At 71.8% G+C, this 17,031-nt stretch carries 12 protein-coding genes, 1 tRNA gene and 2 pseudogenes; 10 read left to right on the plus strand and 5 right to left on the minus strand.

Annotated elements, in window-relative coordinates; all coding sequences use genetic code 11:
• Positions 1 to 107 precede the first annotated feature (107 nt).
• Complete coding sequence (locus VIU94_RS20100; protein WP_331913222.1) at positions 108 to 1,859, minus strand: glycoside hydrolase family 35 protein; 1,752 nt, start codon at positions 1,857 to 1,859, stop codon at positions 108 to 110.
• A gap of 152 nt (positions 1,860 to 2,011) precedes the next feature.
• On the opposite strand from VIU94_RS20100, the gene VIU94_RS20105 reads away from it, so the two are divergent.
• From VIU94_RS20105 to VIU94_RS20130, 6 genes are all read left to right on the plus strand, one after another.
• Positions 2,012 to 2,890, plus strand: coding sequence for a helix-turn-helix domain-containing protein (locus VIU94_RS20105; protein WP_331913223.1), 879 nt, complete (start codon positions 2,012 to 2,014; stop codon positions 2,888 to 2,890).
• Positions 2,891 to 2,910: 20 nt separating this feature from the next.
• Entirely contained in the window at positions 2,911 to 3,270 is a 360-nt protein-coding gene (locus VIU94_RS20110; protein WP_331913224.1) for a chorismate mutase, read from the plus strand.
• Entirely contained in the window at positions 3,270 to 4,244 is a 975-nt protein-coding gene (locus VIU94_RS20115; RefSeq protein WP_331913225.1) for an asparaginase, read from the plus strand. The genes VIU94_RS20110 and VIU94_RS20115 overlap by 1 nt, the downstream gene beginning before the upstream one ends.
• A gap of 108 nt (positions 4,245 to 4,352) precedes the next feature.
• A complete protein-coding gene (gene pepN, locus VIU94_RS20120; RefSeq protein WP_331913226.1) occupies positions 4,353 to 6,851 on the plus strand; it encodes an aminopeptidase N in 2,499 nt (832 codons plus the stop codon).
• Between the two features lie 190 nt (positions 6,852 to 7,041).
• Complete coding sequence (locus VIU94_RS20125) at positions 7,042 to 8,433, plus strand: pyridoxal phosphate-dependent decarboxylase family protein (protein WP_331913227.1); 1,392 nt, start codon at positions 7,042 to 7,044, stop codon at positions 8,431 to 8,433.
• Positions 8,430 to 9,845 (plus strand): lysine N(6)-hydroxylase/L-ornithine N(5)-oxygenase family protein, encoded by a 1,416-nt coding sequence (locus tag VIU94_RS20130; protein WP_331913228.1) that lies wholly within the window; start codon positions 8,430 to 8,432, stop codon positions 9,843 to 9,845. The genes VIU94_RS20125 and VIU94_RS20130 overlap by 4 nt, the downstream gene beginning before the upstream one ends.
• A 25-nt stretch (positions 9,846 to 9,870) precedes the next feature.
• Here the strand turns inward: VIU94_RS20130 and VIU94_RS20135 are convergent, their stop codons facing one another.
• Positions 9,871 to 11,673, minus strand: coding sequence for a bifunctional metallophosphatase/5'-nucleotidase (locus VIU94_RS20135; protein WP_331913229.1), 1,803 nt, complete (start codon positions 11,671 to 11,673; stop codon positions 9,871 to 9,873).
• Positions 11,674 to 11,815: 142 nt separating this feature from the next.
• Between VIU94_RS20135 and VIU94_RS20140 the strand changes: the two genes are divergently transcribed.
• Positions 11,816 to 12,502 (plus strand): SIMPL domain-containing protein, encoded by a 687-nt coding sequence (locus tag VIU94_RS20140; protein ID WP_331913230.1) that lies wholly within the window; start codon positions 11,816 to 11,818, stop codon positions 12,500 to 12,502.
• 95 nt (positions 12,503 to 12,597) lie between these two features.
• Here VIU94_RS20140 and VIU94_RS20145 read toward each other — a convergent pair whose 3' ends face one another.
• The gene (locus VIU94_RS20145) at positions 12,598 to 13,224 is read right to left on the minus strand and encodes a TetR/AcrR family transcriptional regulator (protein WP_331913231.1); all 627 of its coding nucleotides are present in this window, start codon (positions 13,222 to 13,224) and stop codon (positions 12,598 to 12,600) included.
• A 155-nt stretch (positions 13,225 to 13,379) separates the two neighbouring features.
• On the opposite strand from VIU94_RS20145, the pseudogene VIU94_RS20150 reads away from it, so the two are divergent.
• Both VIU94_RS20150 and pyk read left to right on the plus strand, forming a co-directional pair.
• Positions 13,380 to 14,279: pseudogene (locus VIU94_RS20150) on the plus strand (sigma-70 family RNA polymerase sigma factor); the annotation flags it as partial.
• 141 nt (positions 14,280 to 14,420) lie between these two features.
• Positions 14,421 to 15,851: a pyruvate kinase gene (gene pyk, locus VIU94_RS20155; protein WP_331913232.1), complete on the plus strand. Its 1,431-nt coding sequence runs from the start codon at positions 14,421 to 14,423 to the stop codon at positions 15,849 to 15,851.
• A gap of 9 nt (positions 15,852 to 15,860) precedes the next feature.
• Here the strand turns inward: pyk and VIU94_RS20160 are convergent, their stop codons facing one another.
• The gene (locus tag VIU94_RS20160; protein ID WP_331913233.1) at positions 15,861 to 16,649 is read right to left on the minus strand and encodes a helix-turn-helix domain-containing protein; all 789 of its coding nucleotides are present in this window, start codon (positions 16,647 to 16,649) and stop codon (positions 15,861 to 15,863) included.
• 85 nt (positions 16,650 to 16,734) lie between these two features.
• Positions 16,735 to 16,817, minus strand: a tRNA-Leu gene (locus tag VIU94_RS20165).
• 96 nt (positions 16,818 to 16,913) lie between these two features.
• Here VIU94_RS20165 and VIU94_RS20170 point away from each other — a divergent pair.
• Positions 16,914 to 17,031, plus strand: a pseudogene (locus tag VIU94_RS20170) (response regulator); the annotation flags it as partial.

Here is a 17,031-nt window from a genome sequence, read left to right on the forward strand (position 1 = left end):
GACGTCGTAGCGGCACACTGCGCAAGACCGGGGGCGGGCCGGATCTGTACGGTCCGCCCCCGGGGCGCGTCAGAGGGCGGGCCGATCCCCGCGACCCCTGGGGCCCGTCACGCCAGCTCCACCCCCGCCCCCGCCCCGCCCTCCAGCTCCAGCACCCACACCTCGTTCGGGCCCTCCCGCAGCACCGGGCCCGGTACGTACAGCGCATCCTGCGGGCCCACGCTCCAGTACCGGCCCAGGCAGAAGCCGTTCACCCACGCGAAGCCGCGGGTCCAACCGGGCAGCGTCAGCGACGCATCGCCGACGCCGCCGCTCGCGATCTGCACCGTCGCCCGGTACAGGCCCGGCCCGCCGCCCTGCGCGACCGGCCCGAACGGCAGCTTCGCGACCGCCTCCGCGCCGAACGCGTCAAGCCGCAGCCCCCGCGCCCGTACCCCGTGCACGTACTGCCGCTCGTGTCGTACCCCGCCGGTGATCCCCTTCGGCTCCGCCTGCCGCGGCCCGTAGTTGACCCGGCCCAGCGACTCCACCCACAGCTCCACCGTCGCAGGGCCCGCCACCGGCTCCGGCAGCACCGCGTCCTCCGCGTCCAGCACGCCCGCCAGGACCCCGTCCACGTACACCACCGCCCGGTCCCGCAGCCCCGCCACCGACAGCGGGTACGGCTGCCGCGGCCCCGGCACCTCCACCCGGTACCGCACCAGGCCCCGGTCCACGCCCAGCTCCTCGAAGGACGGCGGCAGCGGCGCGCCCCGCTCCTCGTCGCCGAGCCCCTCCAGCACCTCGGGCAGCGGCGCCCACTCGGCCGCCGCCCCCGACACCGGCGACGCGAGGCGCGCCGGCGGCCCCGGCACCTTTGGCAACGGCCCGTCCGCGTACGCCGCGAGCACCTCGCGGAACCGCCAGAACTTCTCCGTCGGCCGCCCCTGCTCGTCCACCGGCGCGTCGTAGTCGTACGAGGTGACCGTCGGTCGCAGCGCCCCCTCGTGCAGCTCGCCCGCCCTGTTCGCGCCCGCCCAGCCGCCGAAGCTCGTCCCGCCGTGCGCCATGTAGACGTTCACCGAGGCCCCGCACTCCAGGATCTCCCGCAGCGCCTGCGCCGCCTCCGCCGCGTCCCGCACCGCGTGCTCCGTGCCCCAGTGGTCGAACCAGCCGCACCAGAACTCCATGCACATCAGCGGCCCGCGCGGCTGGTGCCGGCGCAGCACTCCGAACGCCTCCCGCGCGCCCGAGCCGAAGTTCGCCGTCGCCAGCGCCCCCGGCACCGATCCGCCCGTCAGCATGTGGTCCTCGGGCCCGTCCGACGTGAACAGCGGCACCGTCACCCCGCACTCCACCAGCAGGTCCGCGAGCCGGCGCAGATAGCCGGCGTCCGAGCCGTAGCTCCCGTACTCGTTCTCCACCTGCACCAGCACCACCGGACCGCCCCGGTCGATCTGCCGCTCGGCCACCTGCGGCAGCAGCCGCCGGAACCAGTCCGTCACCGGGCCCAGGAACTCCGGGTCGTCCGTCCGCACCCGCCGCCCCAGGGGGCCGGTGAGCCAGTGCGGCAGCCCGCCGTTCTCCCACTCCGCGCAGATGTACGGACCGGGCCGCACGATCGCCCACATGCCCGCCCGGCCGACGGCGTCCAGGAACCGGCCGAGCGCGGCCACGTCCCCGTACCGGCCCGGCGCCGGCTGGTACAGGTTCCACGGCACGTACGTCTCCACGCAGTTGAGCCCCATCGCGCGGAGCATCCCCAACCGGTGCTCCCACTGGTCCTCGTGCACCCGGAAGTAGTGCAGCGCCCCCGACAGCAGCCGCACCGGCCGCCCGTCCAGCAGAAACTCCGTGTCACCCACCGTGAACTCGCTCATGGGGCCACCTTCGCCCTCTGGCGGAGGACGGGTCCATGGACAAAGATCGGCGCTGTTTGGACGTAAGAGCGTACGGACGTACGGGTGTGCGGGCGTGCGAGCGTACGAGCGCGGACCTGCGAGAACAGACCTGCGAGGAGAGGCGGGGCCGGATGTACCACACCTGGATGCGTTACTTCACGCCCGGCCCGGTCCACCACCGCCTGGGCCTGGTCTGCCTCGGCGTCGGCCTCCAGCACGGCGCGCTGCCCACCGTCGGCCCGCGCACCCTCGACCACCACGTCGCCGTCGTCGTCAGCGCCGGCAGCGGCTGGTACCGCGGACCCGACGGCCGGCGCACCACCGTCACCGCCCCCGCCCTGATCTGGCTCACCCCCGGAGTCCCGCACCATTACTCCGCCGACCCCGGCGCCGGCTGGGACGAGGCCTTCGTCGACTTCGCCGGGCCGGCCACCGCCACGTACGCCGAACTCGGCTACATCGAGCCCGACCGCCCCGTCGTCCCCCTCGCCGACGCGGCCGGCGCGCGCAGCGCCATCGGCCGCATCGCCAGGGCCGCCCGGCGCGGCAACCCGCTCCTGGAGGTCGAGACCGCCGCCGCCGTCCACGAGCTCCTCGTCGCGCTGCGCCGCGCCCGCGCCGACACCAACGCCGACGGCGACCCCGTCCTCACCGCCCTGGCCCGCGACGCCTTCCAGTCCCTGTCGGTCGCCGAGCACGCCGCCCGGCACGGCATGACCCCGTCCGAGCTGCGTACCGCCGTCCGCCGGGCGGCGGGCTGCAGCCCCAAGGACTACCTGCTGACCGTCCGGCTAGGCCGGGCGAAGGAACTCCTCGCCGCCACCGAGCTGCCCGTCGCCGCCGTCGCCCGGCGGGTCGGCTACGACGATCCGGCGTACTTCTCCCGGCTGTTCACCCGCAGGGTGGGGACCGCGCCCATCCGCTTCCGCGAGCAGCAGGGCCGTGTGGTGCCCGGCGGCTGGAGCGACCGCATCCCGGATCCCGATCACCCGCCCACGATCGCCGGGTGATCGGGCTAGGCTCGCTGCTCATGAGCGACATCGACGAGTCCGTACGGGCCGAGCTGACCCGGCTGCGCGAGAGCATCGACAACATCGACGCGGCGGTCGTTCACATGCTCGCCGAGCGCTTCAAGTGCACGCAGCAGGTGGGCGTCCTGAAGGCCCAGCACCACCTTCCGCCGGCCGACCCGGCGCGCGAGTCCCGCCAGATCACCCGGCTGCGCGAGCTGGCGGAGAGCGCAAAGCTCGACCCGGCCTTCGCCGAGAAGCTGCTGAACTTCATCATCGCCGAGGTCATCCGCCACCACGAGACGATCGCGGACACGGCGGGCGCGGAGGCAGGGGCTTCCGCCGCTGCCGGTTCCGCCACCCCCGAGGGAGCTCACTGATGGGCCGCGTCACCGTCTTCACGCTCGGCGGGACCATTTCGGCGCGCGGCGGCGACGCGAGCCGGATGTCCGGCGCGGAGGTCGTCGGCGGCGCCGACGTCGACCTGCGGGACTTCCGCCGGCTGCCCAGCTCCTCGCTGTCCCTCGCGGACCTGCACGCGCTGGCGGAGGAGGTGCGCGCGACGGTGGCGGCCGGATCCGGCGTCGTCGTGGTCCAGGGCACCGACACCCTGGAGGAGACGGCCTTCCTGCTCGACCTGCTGTGCGAGACGAAGGAGCCGATCGCGGTCACCGGTGCGATGCGCCGCCCCGACCTGCCCGGCGCGGACGGCCCCGCCAACCTCGCCGCCGCGATCGCCGTCGCCGGGGACCCGCGCTGCCGCGGCCTCGGAGTCGTCGTCGTCCTCGCCGACGAGATCCACGCCGCCCGGCACGTGCGCAAGACGCACACCACCTCCGTGGCCACCTTCGCCTCGCCCGGCGCGGGCCCGCTCGGGCACGTCGTCGAGGGCGTCCCGCGGATCCTGCTGCGCCCCGCCGCCACGACGACCACGCACCCGCTGAGCCTGGACCCGGACGTACGGGTCGCCCTGCTCACCCTGTCGCTCGGCGACCGCGGCGAGCTGCTCGACGCCGTCGACGACCGCTTCGACGGCCTCGTCGTCGCCGCCTTCGGCGCCGGACACGTCCCGACCTGGCTGGTCGAGCCCCTGGAGGCGCTGGCCGCCCGCATCCCCGTCGTCCTCGCCTCCCGTACCGGCGCGGGCGCGACGCTCTCCCACACCTACCGCGGCCCCGGCTCCGAGTACGACGTACTGCACCGCGGCCTCGTCCCCGCGGGCCCGCTGGACCCGGTCAAGGCCAGGCTGCTGCTGACCGCCCTGCTCTCCAGCGGAGCCAAGGGCCCCGCGGGCTACGACCGCCCCGGCATCACGGCGGCCTTCGCACACCTGACGGGATCGGGCCTGGCCTGAGGGGCAGGCCGAGGGGCAGGCCGAGGGGCAAGGGGCGGCGGCTCGGCCCAGAGCGGAACCCCCGCCACCCCCTGCCCCGCCCGCACCCCATCAGGCAGCATGGGCCCCATGTCCGTACTGACGCGCGACGAAGCGCAGACCCGTGCCCAGCTCCTCGACGTCCACCACTACGCCGTGGAGCTCGACCTCACCACCGGAGACGAGACCTTCGACTCCACCACCCTGATCCGGTTCACCGCCCGCACCCCCGGGGACACCTTCGTCGAGCTGAAGCCGGTCACCCTGCGCTCCGCCACCCTCGACGGCGCGCCGCTCGACCCCGCGGCGCTGGCGGAGAACCGGCTGCCCCTCACCGGGCTGACCGAGGGCGAGCACGAGCTGCGGATCGACGCGTCGATGCGGTACTCGCGCACCGGCGAGGGCATGCACCGGTTCACGGACCCCACCGACGGTGAGGCGTACGTCTACACCCAGCTGTTCATGGACGACGTGCAGCGCGTCTTCGCCGCCTTCGACCAGCCCGACCTGAAGGCCGTCTTCGAGCTGACGGTGAAGGCCCCCGAGGGCTGGACCGTCCTCGCCAACACCGTCACCGAGCAGCAGGACGACGGCCGCTGGAAGGCAGCGCCCACCCCGCTGCTCTCCACGTACTTCGTCGCCGTCGCCGCCGGCCCCTGGCACTCCGTCCGCACCGAGCACGCCGGCCTGCCCTTCGGCATCCACTGCCGCCGCTCCCTCGCCCCGTACCTGGACGCGGACGCCGACGAGATCCTCGACATCACCAAGGACCTGTTCGACCGCTACCACGAGAAGTTCGAGGAGCCGTACCCCTTCGACTCCTACGACCAGGCCTTCGTCCCCGAGTTCAACGCGGGCGCCATGGAGAACCCCGGTCTCGTCACTTTCCGCGACGAGTTCGTGTTCCGCTCCGCCGTCACCGTCACCGAGCGGCAGACCCGCGCCATGGTCATCGCCCACGAGATGGCCCACATGTGGTTCGGCGACCTGGTCACCCTGCGCTGGTGGGACGACATCTGGCTGAACGAGTCCTTCGCCGAGTACATGGGCTTCCAGACCGTCGACGAGGCCTGCTCCGACCGCTTCCCCGACACCTGGATCGACTTCGGCACCACGCGCAAGGGCTGGGGCTACGACGCCGACCAGCGCCCCTCCACCCACCCCGTCGCCCCGGACCCCGACGCCGTCCCCGACACCGCCTCCGCGCTGCTCAACTTCGACGGCATCTCGTACGCCAAGGGCGCGTCCGCGCTGCGCCAGCTCGTCGCCTGGATGGGGGAGAAGGACTTCCTCGCCGGCATCAACACCCACTTCAAGCGGCACAAGTTCGGCAACGCCACCCTCGCCGACTTCATCGACAACCTCGCCTCCGCCACCGACCGCGACGTCCACGGCTGGGCCGAGAAGTGGCTGCGCACCACGGGCGTGGACACCCTGCGGCCCGCGGTGGGGGAGGCCGAAGGGTACTGGCACCTCACCGTCGACCAGGACGGCGACCGCCCGCACCGCGTCACGGTCGGCGCGTACGACCGCGACCCGGTCGACGGCGGCCGACTCGTCCTGCGCGAACGGGTCGAGACCGACGTGCCGCAGGGCGACTCCGTGGTGGTACGCGCCGGACGCCGCCCCGACCTCGTCGTGCTCAACGACGGCGACCTGACCTACGCCAAGATGCGCTTCGACGCGGTGTCGGAGGAGACGGCCCTGCGCTCGCTCTCCTCCATCCCCGACGGCCTGACCCGCGCCGTCGTCTGGAACGCCCTGCGCGACATGGTCCGCGACGGCGAACTCGCCCCCTCCGAGTACCTGGAGACCGCCCTCGCGCACCTGCCGGAGGAGACCGAACTCGCCGTCGTCCAGGGCGTACTGGGCTTCGCCCGTACCCAGATCGCCGACCGCTACGCGAGCCCCGAGGACCGCCCCGCCGCCCTCGCCACGATCACCGCGATCGCCCGCGACCTGCTGCGCCGCACCGAGGACGGCGACGCGCCCGGCCTGCGCCTGACCGCCGTGCGCACCTTCGTCGAGAGCGCCTCCACCCCCGAGAAGATCGCCTCCTGGCTCGACGAGGGCACCGTCCACGGCGGCCCCGAGCTCGACCCCGAGCTGCGCTGGCGGATCCTCGCCCGGCTCGCCGTCCTCGGCGCGACCGATGAGACCGCGATCGGGGCCGAACTCGCCCGCGACCCCTCCGCTTCCGGCCAGGAGGGCGCGGCCCGCTGCCTCGCCGCCCTGCCGACGGAGGAGGCGAAGGCGACCGCCTGGTCCGCGATGTTCGAGTCGGACGACCTCTCGAACTACCTCTTCACCGCCACCGCCCAGGGCTTCTGGCAGCCGGAGCAGACCGACCTCGTCCAGGACTACGTCCCCCGCTTCTACGAGGACGCCACGGCCATGGCCGCCCGCCGAGGCCCCGCCATGGCCGAAGCCGCCGGCCGCTACGCCTTCCCGACGTACGCGATCGACGCACAATCCCTCACTACGGGCGAGACCCACCTGACAACGGGCGACCTCACCCCGGCCCTCCGCCGCAAACTGGTCGACCAGTTGGACGACGTGGCCAGGGCGTTGCGAGTGCGGGAGGCGTAACCCCCCTGCCGCCCTCCGGTTGCGGGCAATCGTTCCGCAGGGCGGCACGGGTGGGCACAACCCGACCGCGGACCCGCACCCGACGGCCCGTACCCCGGGTGCGGGGCCCGCACAAGGCCCCGTCCCCCGTTCGGGTTGCCTGTTCGGCCCTGTCGGACATACCGGCAGAACCCCCGGCACTCTGTCGTCCATGCGTGCCGACCCGCCCCCGCCCCTAGCCGGAGGAACCCCCGGCCCCGACGCCCTCCGCCCACTCCTCGACACCGTGCTCGACGCCCTCCACGCCGGCGCCGCCGAGCGGGGCGGGCCGCTGCCCGCCGGGGGGCCCGAGGGCGTCGCCCGGCGCGTACGGAAGGAGCTCGGGGACGCGCTCCCCGAGGACGGCTACGGCTCAGGCGAGGCCCTGCGCCTGCTCGTGCACACGCTCGCCGCCGGCGCCGCCGACCCCGCCGACCCCCTCTGCGCCGCCCACCTCCACACCCCGCCGCTCGCGCTCGCCGTCGCCGCCGACCTCGCCGCGTCCGCGCTCAACCCGTCCATGGACTCCTGGGACCAGGCCCCCGCCGCCTCCGCCCTCGAAGCCCTCGTCACCGCCGCCCTCGCCGCCGAGGTCTACCCCGAGGCCGCCCACCCCGACGCGCTCGTCACCACCGGCGGCACCGAGTCCAACCAGCTCGCCCTGCTCCTCGCCCGCGAACGCCACGGGTCCGTCCGGGCCGTCGTCGGCGCCAACGCCCACCACTCCCTCGCCCGCGCCGCCTGGATCCTCGGACTGCCCGAACCCGTCGTCGTCCCCACCCCCAACGGCGCCCTCGAACCCGTCGCCCTCGACGAGGCCCTCACCGACCTCACCGGCCCCCTCCTCGTCGCCGCGACCGCCGGCACCACCGACACCGGCGTCATCGACCCGCTGCCCGAGATCGCCGACCTGTGCGACGCCCACGGCGCCGAACTCCACGTCGACGCCGCCTACGGCGGCCCGCTCCTGTTCAGCAGCGTCCACCGGGCCCTGCTCACCGGCCTCGCCCGGGCCCGCACCGTCACCCTCGATCTGCACAAACTCGGCTGGCAGCCCGCCGCCGCCGGCCTCCTCGCCGTCCGCGACACCGCCGACCTCGCCCCGCTCGCCCACACCGCCGAGTACCTCAACGCCGACGACGACACCGACGCCGGCCTGCCCGACCTCCTCGGCCGCTCCCTGCGCACCACCCGCCGGCCCGACATCCTCAAGACCGCCGTCACCCTGCGCGCCCTCGGCCGCACCGGCCTCGGCGCCCTCGTCGACACCTGCATGGCGCAGGCACAGCACCTGGCGGACCTCGTGGAGCAGAGCCCCGGCCTGGAGCTGTACGCCCGGCCCACCCTGACGACCGTCCTGTTCCGGCCGCAGGGCGCCGCCGACGACTCCGTCGCCGCCGTCCGCCGCACCCTCCTCGCCGACGGCCGCGCCGTCCTCGGCCGGGCGCGCGCCGACGGCCGGCTCTGGCTCAAGGCCACCCTGCTCAACCCGCACACCACCCCCGGCGACCTGGCACAGATCCTCACCCTCGTGACCCTCGTGGAAGGCAGCAGCGACCGATGACCGGCAGCACCCCCCAGAACGACCACGAGCACCCCCACGACCTGGTGGGCATCGGCATCGGCCCGTTCAACCTCTCCCTCGCCGCCCTCGCCCACGGCGTCCCCGGCGGCCTCGACACCGCCTTCTTCGAACAGCGGCCCGCCTTCCACTGGCACCCCGGACTCCTCATCGAGGGCGCCACCCTCCAAGTCCCCTTCCTCGCCGACCTCGTCACCCTCGCCGACCCCGCCAGCCCCTGGTCGTTCCTCGCCTACCTGCGCTCCCTCGACCGGCTCTACCCCTTCTACTTCGCCGAGAAGTTCCACATCCAGCGCGCCGAGTACGACGCCTACTGCCGCTGGGTCAGCGGACTCCTCCCCGGACTCCACTTCGGACACCAGGTCGACTCCGTCCGCTGGAACCCCGAACGCACCCTCTTCGAGATCGACTTCACCCAGATCGACGCCGACGGCGAGGCCGAGGCCCTCGGCCGCGCCTACGCCCGCCACATCGTCCTCGGCGTCGGCACCGAGCCGTACGTCCCCGAACCCCTGCGCCCCCTCGCGGACGCCCCCGGCGTCCCCGTCCTGCACTCCGCCGACTACCTCGACCACCGCGACCGCCTCGTCGCCGCCGAACACGTCACCGTCATCGGCTCCGGCCAGTCCGGCGCCGAGATCTTCCTCGACCTGCTGCGCGCCCGCCCCGCCGGCGCCGAGAAGATCCACTGGCTCACCCGCACCGAGGCCTTCGCCCCCATGGAGTACTCCAAGCTCGGCCTGGAGCACTTCACCCCCGACTACACCCGCTACTTCCACGCCCTGCCCGAGCCCACCCGCAACGACCTCGTGCCCCGCCAATGGCAGCTCCACAAGGGCATCGACACCGACACCCTCGCCGCCGTCCACGACGAGCTCTACCGCCGCACCCTCCACGGCGGCTGGCCCGACGCCGTCCTCACGCCCGGCGTCCGCGTCCGCACCGCCGGCCGCGTCGGCGCCACCAAGATCGAACTGCACCTCGAACACGTCCAGCAGGGCGCCCGCACCCGCCTCACCACCGACGCGGTCGTCCTCGCCACCGGTTACCGCGAACGCCCCGTCGACCGCATGCTCGCCGGCCTCGACCCGTACCTGCGCCACGACTCCGCCGGCCGCCCCCGCATCGACCACGCGTTCCGGCTCGTCCTCGACGACTCCGTCACCGGCAACGTCTACGTCCAGAACGCCGAGAAGCACACCCACGGCGTCGGCGCCCCCGACCTCGGCCTCGCCGCCTGGCGCAGCGCCACCATCCTCAACTCGCTCACCGGCAAGGAGCCCTACCCGCTGCCCCGCCGCACCGCCTTCACCAGCTTCGGCCTGGAACAGCGAGAGGCGCCCCGCATCCCGGCCCAGAGCCCGGAGCTGACGCCTCTCACCGACAAAGCCTGACACCGCCCAGCAGTGTCCGGCGAACCTAGAACACCGGCACGCCGTCCCGGGTCAGCTTCCAGTCCACCGACGCGAACTGCCCCGGGTCGACCGTCCCCTTCGCCTTCACCCACTGGATGATCGTGTTCCGGATCTCGTCCGAATTCGCCCACAGCTGCTGCGCGTTCGCGACATGCGGAAACGCGCCGCCGCCGCTCGCCCGGTAGTTGTTCACCGCGAGCACGAACTTCGCCGCCGGGTCCAGCGGCTTGCCCTGGAACGACAGGTTCACGATCCGCGAACCCGCCGCCTTCGCGATGTCGATCTCGTACGACAGCCCCGACACCGCGTCGTAGTTGTAGTCCGGCGTCCCCGCCGCGTTCGTCAGCTTCGCCGGGTCGACGGGCGCGCCCGCCGGGGTCTGGACGTAGTACCTCGCCGAGTACTCCAGGTACTCCCGCAGCTGCGCGCCCGTCATCAGACGCGCCTCCAGGGTGTTCTCGAACGGGTACAGACCCGCCGCGTCCTTGATCGTCACCTCGCCCGCCGGAATCCGCGCCGTCCGCGAGAAGCACGACGCCTGCGACAGCACCGGCAGACCCGCGTACGCGCCGCCCGCCAGGGCCGCCTTCACCGTCTCCGCCTGGACGTGGTTGATCAGATCGATGATCGGCTCGTCCTTCCACGGCGCGTCGGCCGTGGCCATCGCCGCCGTCGAGGAGCCGATGACCTGGTTCACGTACGCCACGACCTCGGTGTGCTCGTCACCGAGCAGCTTCGTGATCGCCGGGTCCTCCGCCACCGCGTTGGAGTTCAGCACCTGGGCGGCGACCTTCTCGACCGTCCAGCGGCCCTTGCTCCACACCAGGTCGAAGTCGAACAGGGTGAGCCGCTGACCCCACTTGAGCGGCTCGGACAGCACCACGTCCTTGCCCGTCTCCTTGTTCTTCACCCGGTACTCGGGGATCTCCGTGTGCGCGTGCCCGACGAGGATCGCGTCGATCCCCGGCACCTGCTCGGCCACCAGCCCCGCCGCGTTCTCGATGTACGGCAGCTGGTCGCCGTACGAGGACGTGCCGCTGGAACCGGAGTGCGCCGACACGACCACCACGTCCGCGCCCATCGAGCGCAGCTTCGGCACCCACTTCGCGGCCTGCTCCTCAAGACCGGGGAAGACCATCTTGCCGTTGACGTTCGCCTTGTCCCAGATCGCGATGCCCGGGTTCGTCAGGCCGAGTATCGCGACCTTCACGTCCCGGCCGTGCGGGGTGCGCAGCCGGTGGATGCTGTACGGCGCGAACGCCGGCCGCAGCGTCGTCGCGTCCAGCGCGTTCGCCCCGAGCAGCGGGAAGTCGCACTGCTCCTCGAACTTCCGCAGCACCGGGATGCCGTAGTTGAACTCGTGGTTGCCGAGCGCGGCGGCGTCGTAGCCGATGGCGTTCATCGCCTGCGCCATCGGGTGCACCGGGCCGCCGGCCTGCGTGATCGGGTCGACCTTGGCGTAGTAGTACGACAGCTGGGTGCCCTGGATCGTGTCACCGGCGTCGATCAGCAGCGTGTTGCAGCGGCCCTTCGCCTCCCGGACCTGGGTGACCAGCGTGGAGATCTTCGCCAGGCCGACGTCGTTGTGGGCCTTGTCGTCGAACTCCTTGTCCGTGAAGTAGTCCCAGTTGAAGACGTTGCCGTGCAGGTCCGTGGTGCCCATGACGGTGAAGGAGTACCGCTTGGGGTGACGTCCCGGGGCCTGCGCGGGCGCGGCCTGCGCGGGGGCCGCGACACCCGTCGCGAGGGCGGCTCCGGCTCCGACGGCGACGGAGCTCTCCAGGAACGTCCGGCGGTTCAGCGGCATGTGGTTCTCCTTGGTTCGATGGCGCACAACGCGCGTAGATTCTGGCTCAGGAGCCCACGCGGGAACACCCCTTCCGGGTTACGGAATGCGAAAGTGTTCCCAGGAGCTGGAGTCTCTGCCGTACGTACGAGGGGAGCCGGACATGCCGACCGACGCAGCCGCCGCCGAACCCACGCCCCAGGCGCCGCGCGTGACCGTACGCGGCGAGGCGCGCCTGGAGGTGGACCCCGAGATCGCCCGCATCGGCGTCACCGTGGGCGCGCGCGGCGCCGACCGGGACGCCACGCTGCGGGACCTGACGCGACGCAACGCGGAGGCCCTGGAGCTGATCAAGTCGTACGGCGACGCCGTCGAACGCCTGGAGACCGGCGCGTTCACCCTCACCCCCGAGCCCGCCCGGCACGGACGCGGCGAGCGGGTACGGGCCTACACCGGCCGGGTGCACCTCACGGCCGAACTCACCGACTTCACCGCCCTCGGCGAACTCGCCACCCGACTGGCCGAAGGCGAACTCACCCGCGTCGACGGCCCCTGGTGGGCCCTGCGCCCGGACTCGCCGGCCCACGCCCAGGTACGCCGTCTCGCCGTCCAGGCGGCCGTCCAGCGCGCCCGCGAGTACGCCGACGCCCTCGGCACCACCCTCGACGCCCTCCTTGAACTCTCCGACACCGGTACGGACCTGATGCCGCCGACTCCGGTCGGCTCCATGCGCATGGCCTTCGCCGCCGAAGCCGTCGAGGCCCCGCCCCCGCTCAGCCTGGAACCCCAGCTCCAGACGGCGTCGGCGGAGGTGACGGCCCGCTTCACGGTGCACCCGCCGACGCTGTAGACGGCGTGGGACGTGGGACGTGGGACGTGGGACGTGGGACGTGGGGCGTGGGGCGTGAGGTGTGAGGTGTGGGGCGTGGGACGCGCCTGCGGCCCTCAGGTCGCGGGGGAGGGGAGCGGCGGCTTCGGCAGCAGGTCGAACACCCGCCGGGCCTCCGCCGCATGGGCCTCGGCCACCGCGTCCACGTCCGCACCCGACAGCACCCGCTCCACCAGCCGGCCGAACAACACCCGCAGCGCCCCGCCCCACTGCGCCGCCACCGCCTCGGGCGTGACATCGCCCGCCGGCCAGTCCGCCGCCAGCACGGCGGCCAGGGCCGCCTCGCGCTGCTCGTGGAACTCCCGCAGCCGTGCCACCAGTACCGCACTGTCCATCAGCATCCGCGCGAACGGCGCCGGCGCGAACCCGATCACCGGATTCCGCTGCTCCACCGCCGCCAGATAGTCCTCCCGCAGCGCCGCCACGGGATTCCCTCCCTCCGCCAGCGCCGCGGCCACCACGCGGGCCGGGCCCGAGACGAAGCCCTCGCTCAGATCGAGGACCAGGTCCTCCTTCCGCGGGAAGTAGTTCGTGACCGTCATCTTCGCCACGCCGGCCGCCGCCGCGACGTCCGCGATCGTCACCCGGTCGAAGCCCCGCTCGACGAAGAGCGAGGTCGCCGCGTCGGAGATGACCTGCCGGGTCTGCTGCTTCTTCTGCTCCCGCAGGGTCGGTGTACTCATGCCGTCCATCCTCTCATAGGTCGGACATAAATTTATGCTTGACATAGTGATGGGTTCAGCCTAATTTTATGTCGATCCCAAAACGGGGTCGCCTGCCTTGGAAGGAACCGCCCTTGCAGCTCGCCACCCGCCCCTCCTCCACCACCGCCGACGTCGCGTCCGCCGACCCCGTCCGCGACTACCTCCGCCGCATCGGCCGCATCCGTCTCCTCACCGCCCAGCAGGAGATCGAACTCGGCGAACGCGTCCAGGCCGGCCTCCGCGCCGAACAGCGGATCGCCGACACCGGCAACCCCACCCCCGAACTCGAACGCCTCTCCCTCGATGGCCGCCGCGCCAAGGACCACATGCTGGAGGCCAACCTCCGGCTCGTGGTCTCCATCGCCAAGCGCTACACCGAACGCGGCCTCCACCTCCTCGACCTCGTCCAGGAGGGCAACCTCGGGCTGCTGCGCGCCATCGAGAAGTTCGACCCCACCAAGGGCTTCAAGCTCTCCACCTACGCCACCTGGTGGATCAAGCAGGCCATCGGCCGCGCCCTCGCCGACCAGTCCCGCACCATCCGCGTCCCCGTCCACATGGCCGACGAGATCGCCCGGGTCGCCCGCACCCGCCGCGAGCTCACCGCCGAGCTCGACCGCGCGCCAACCGACGCCGAGATCGCCGCCGCACTCGACACCACCCCCGAGCGCATCGCCCAGGTCCGCGGCTACGACCGCACCCCGATCTCCCTGCACACCCCCCTCGGCGACGAACCCGGCGAGGGCGAGCTCGGCGACCTCATCGAGGACGCCGCCGCCCCGTCGGCCGTCGACCTCGTCGCCGCCGACCTGCTCGCCTCCCATCTGCGCACCCTGCTCGCCGAGTTCACCGAACGCGAGGCCGGCGTGATCACCCTGCGCTACGGACTCGACGGCGACGAACCCCGCACCCTCGACGAGATCGGCAAGGTCTACGGCGTCACCCGCGAACGCATCCGCCAGATCGAGGCCAAGACGATGTCGAAGCTCCGCCACCCGGCCCGCTCCAAGGGCCTCCGCGGCTATCTCTCCTAGTGCTCTCGCGGCACTGCGAAGTGCTCATCAGAGCGGCCGTCTGCACAAATTCAAGAGTTGTCAACAAGCTTTCATGTAAAGGTTGTTGGCCAGTCATGACCAGCCCATGTCCTACCCGTTGGTAAGCCCTAGGGTCGAACCATGCGCCGAGCGAAAATCGTCTGCACCCTGGGCCCCGCCACCGACACATACGACCAGATCAAGGCACTGGTCGAAGCCGGAATGGACGTCGCCCGCTTCAACCTCAGCCACGGCAGTTACGCCGAGCACGAGGAGCGTTACCAGCACGTACGCAAGGCCTCCGACGAAATCGGTCGAAGCGTCGGCATTCTCGCCGACCTTCAAGGCCCGAAGATCCGGCTCGGTCGATTCCGCGAAGGCCCCGTACTCCTTGAACGCGGCGATGAATTCACCATCACCGTCGAACCCATGGAAGGGGACCGCCACGGCTGCGGCACCACCTACACCGGCCTCGCCGCCGACGTCACTCCCGGCGAACGCATCCTCGTCGACGACGGCCGCGTCGCCCTCGACGTCACCGAGGTCGACGGCCCCCGCGTCCGCACCGTCGTCGTCGAAGGAGGCATGGTCTCCGACAACAAGGGACTCAACCTCCCCGGAGTCGCCGTCTCCGTCCCCGCCCTCTCCGAGAAGGACATCGACGACCTCCGCTGGGCCCTGCGCACCGGGGCCGACGTCATCGCCCTGTCCTTCGTCCGCACCGGCCGAGACATCGAGGACGTCCACCGGATCATGGACGAGGAAGGCCGCCGCCTTCCCGTGATCGCCAAGATCGAGAAGCCCCAGGCCGTCGAGAACATCGACGACATCGTCGCCGCCTTCGACGGCATCATGGTCGCCCGCGGCGACCTCGGCGTCGAAATGCCCCTGGAACAGGTGCCGATCGTCCAGAAGCGCGCCGTCAAACTCGCCAAGCGCAACGCCAAGCCGGTCATCGTCGCCACCCAGATGCTCGACTCGATGATCGACAACTCCCGCCCCACCCGCGCCGAGGCGAGCGACGTGGCGAACGCGGTCATCGACGGCACCGACGCCGTCATGCTCTCCGGCGAGACCAGCGTTGGCAAATACCCCGTCGAAACGGTCCGCACGATGAGCCGCATCGTCGAAGCCGCAGAAGAAGACGTACTGGCCAAGGGCCTCCCGCCGCTGACCGAACGCAGCAAGCCCCGCACCCAGGGCGGCGCCGTCGCCCGCGCGGCCGCGGAGATCGGCGACTTCCTCGGCGCGAAGTTCCTCGTCGCCTTCACCCAGTCCGGCGACACGGTCAAGCGCCTCTCCCGCTACCGCTCCCCGATCCCCCTGCTCGCCTTCACCCCCGACCCGGCCACCCGCTCCCAGCTCAACCTCACCTGGGGCGTCGAGACCTTCCTGGGCCCGCACGTGGAGTCGACGGACGCGATGGTCGCCCAGGTGGACGAACAACTCCTGAGGATCGGCCGCTGCAAGAAGGGCGACATCGTCGTCATCACGGCCGGCTCCCCGCCGGGAGTCCCGGGCTCGACGAACCTGGTCCGCGTCCACCACATCGGCGACCCGGTGACGGGCTGACGGGGTCGGTCAGTACTTGGCCCCGACGTGGGCGTCCATGAGCGCGACGGAAGCTTTGCGGGCGACGGAGATGTTGTAGTGCCGCCCGGCGCGGGTGCAGTGCGTCCACTCGACGCCAAGTCTGTCGAGCGTGTCGGTGTAGAGCCGGCGGATGTCGTCCGAGACGTTGGTGAAGAAGTACCGGGGGTACTCGTACCGCTTCTTCTGACCTCCGATGACCCGGGTGGTCCAGTTCGTGATCCGGCAACCGTCGGAGTGGATGAGCCCGCGGATGAAGTTCCAGGGATGGGCGTGGACGATCTCTTGCTGCCAGGCCTCCAGGGCGATCTTCCGTTCGTGCTTCCTGCCCGGCCCGTGCTGCGGGAAGAGGCACCAGACATGTTTGGTGTACAGCTTCACCTCCCGACATCCCTCGCGCCGGACTCTGCACACGGAGTTCCCGGGGAACACCAAACGCATGGCCTTCTCGCACTCGTCCATGAGCTTCGGGTGTGCGTCAGCGCAGAAGACAGAGAGGCTTGGAGCCCTCATCGCGCGGTTCTGAACGATGTGGCCGTCGCCTAGGTAGAGCCCAAGCAGGTACGCGTACGCGACTTCGTCGAGTTCACGCCCATCGCATCGTGGACACGGCGTTGGATGCCTGCCTGGGCACTCTCCGCGCTTCGCGCGATCCTCGTGCTTCCAGTAACTGATCGTGCCGGGCGGGACGTTGAGCCTCCGGGCGACGTCGGCGTTCTTCGCGCCGCCTCGCAGGAGGGTCAGTGCCCGCTGTCGTACTTCTGTTCCATGGCAGTGCATGGAGACACTCTGCGTGAGTGATCGTGCCTCTGCGTAGCAAAAAGCGGAGATTCACGAGAATGTGAACCTCCGCTTGTGACGCACGTGCCGGGTGCGGGACTCGAACCCGCAAGCCCTCTCAGGCAGATGTGTTTGAGACATCCGTGTATGCCATTCCACCAACCCGGCAGGATTGCTCGTCGGGAGTCTACCCGGTGCCCAGCTGGCTTGGCAGCTAGGTAGGCTGCTGGCAGCAGTAGATCTGCCCCGCAACGAGGAGCCCCCGTGACCGCCCCCGAGTCGCCCCAGCCCGTCGCCGACGACGACAAGTCGCACGTCCCGCCGCTGACGACCCGTGTCGTCATCGCCGAGGACGAGGCCCTCATTCGCCTCGACCTCAAAG

Origin of the sequence: Streptomyces sp. (genome assembly GCF_036566765.1) — a bacterium.
Classification (GTDB): domain Bacteria; phylum Actinomycetota; class Actinomycetes; order Streptomycetales; family Streptomycetaceae; genus Streptomyces.

Excerpts from the sequence above, each read along its gene's own strand:
- VIU94_RS20160 (WP_331913233.1), bottom strand. The coding sequence starts at position 16,649 with ATGCACTGCCATGGAACAGAAGTACGACAGCGGGCACTGACCCTCCTG.
- VIU94_RS20100 (WP_331913222.1), bottom strand. The coding sequence starts at position 1,859 with ATGAGCGAGTTCACGGTGGGTGACACGGAGTTTCTGCTGGACGGGCGG.
- VIU94_RS20140 (WP_331913230.1), top strand. The coding sequence starts at position 11,816 with ATGCCGACCGACGCAGCCGCCGCCGAACCCACGCCCCAGGCGCCGCGC.
- VIU94_RS20115 (WP_331913225.1), top strand. The coding sequence starts at position 3,270 with ATGGGCCGCGTCACCGTCTTCACGCTCGGCGGGACCATTTCGGCGCGC.
- VIU94_RS20110 (WP_331913224.1), top strand. The coding sequence starts at position 2,911 with ATGAGCGACATCGACGAGTCCGTACGGGCCGAGCTGACCCGGCTGCGC.
- VIU94_RS20130 (WP_331913228.1), top strand. The coding sequence starts at position 8,430 with ATGACCGGCAGCACCCCCCAGAACGACCACGAGCACCCCCACGACCTG.
- VIU94_RS20135 (WP_331913229.1), bottom strand. The coding sequence starts at position 11,673 with ATGCCGCTGAACCGCCGGACGTTCCTGGAGAGCTCCGTCGCCGTCGGA.
- pyk (WP_331913232.1), top strand. The coding sequence starts at position 14,421 with ATGCGCCGAGCGAAAATCGTCTGCACCCTGGGCCCCGCCACCGACACA.
- VIU94_RS20125 (WP_331913227.1), top strand. The coding sequence starts at position 7,042 with ATGCGTGCCGACCCGCCCCCGCCCCTAGCCGGAGGAACCCCCGGCCCC.
- VIU94_RS20105 (WP_331913223.1), top strand. The coding sequence starts at position 2,012 with ATGTACCACACCTGGATGCGTTACTTCACGCCCGGCCCGGTCCACCAC.
- pepN (WP_331913226.1), top strand. The coding sequence starts at position 4,353 with ATGTCCGTACTGACGCGCGACGAAGCGCAGACCCGTGCCCAGCTCCTC.
- VIU94_RS20145 (WP_331913231.1), bottom strand. The coding sequence starts at position 13,224 with ATGAGTACACCGACCCTGCGGGAGCAGAAGAAGCAGCAGACCCGGCAG.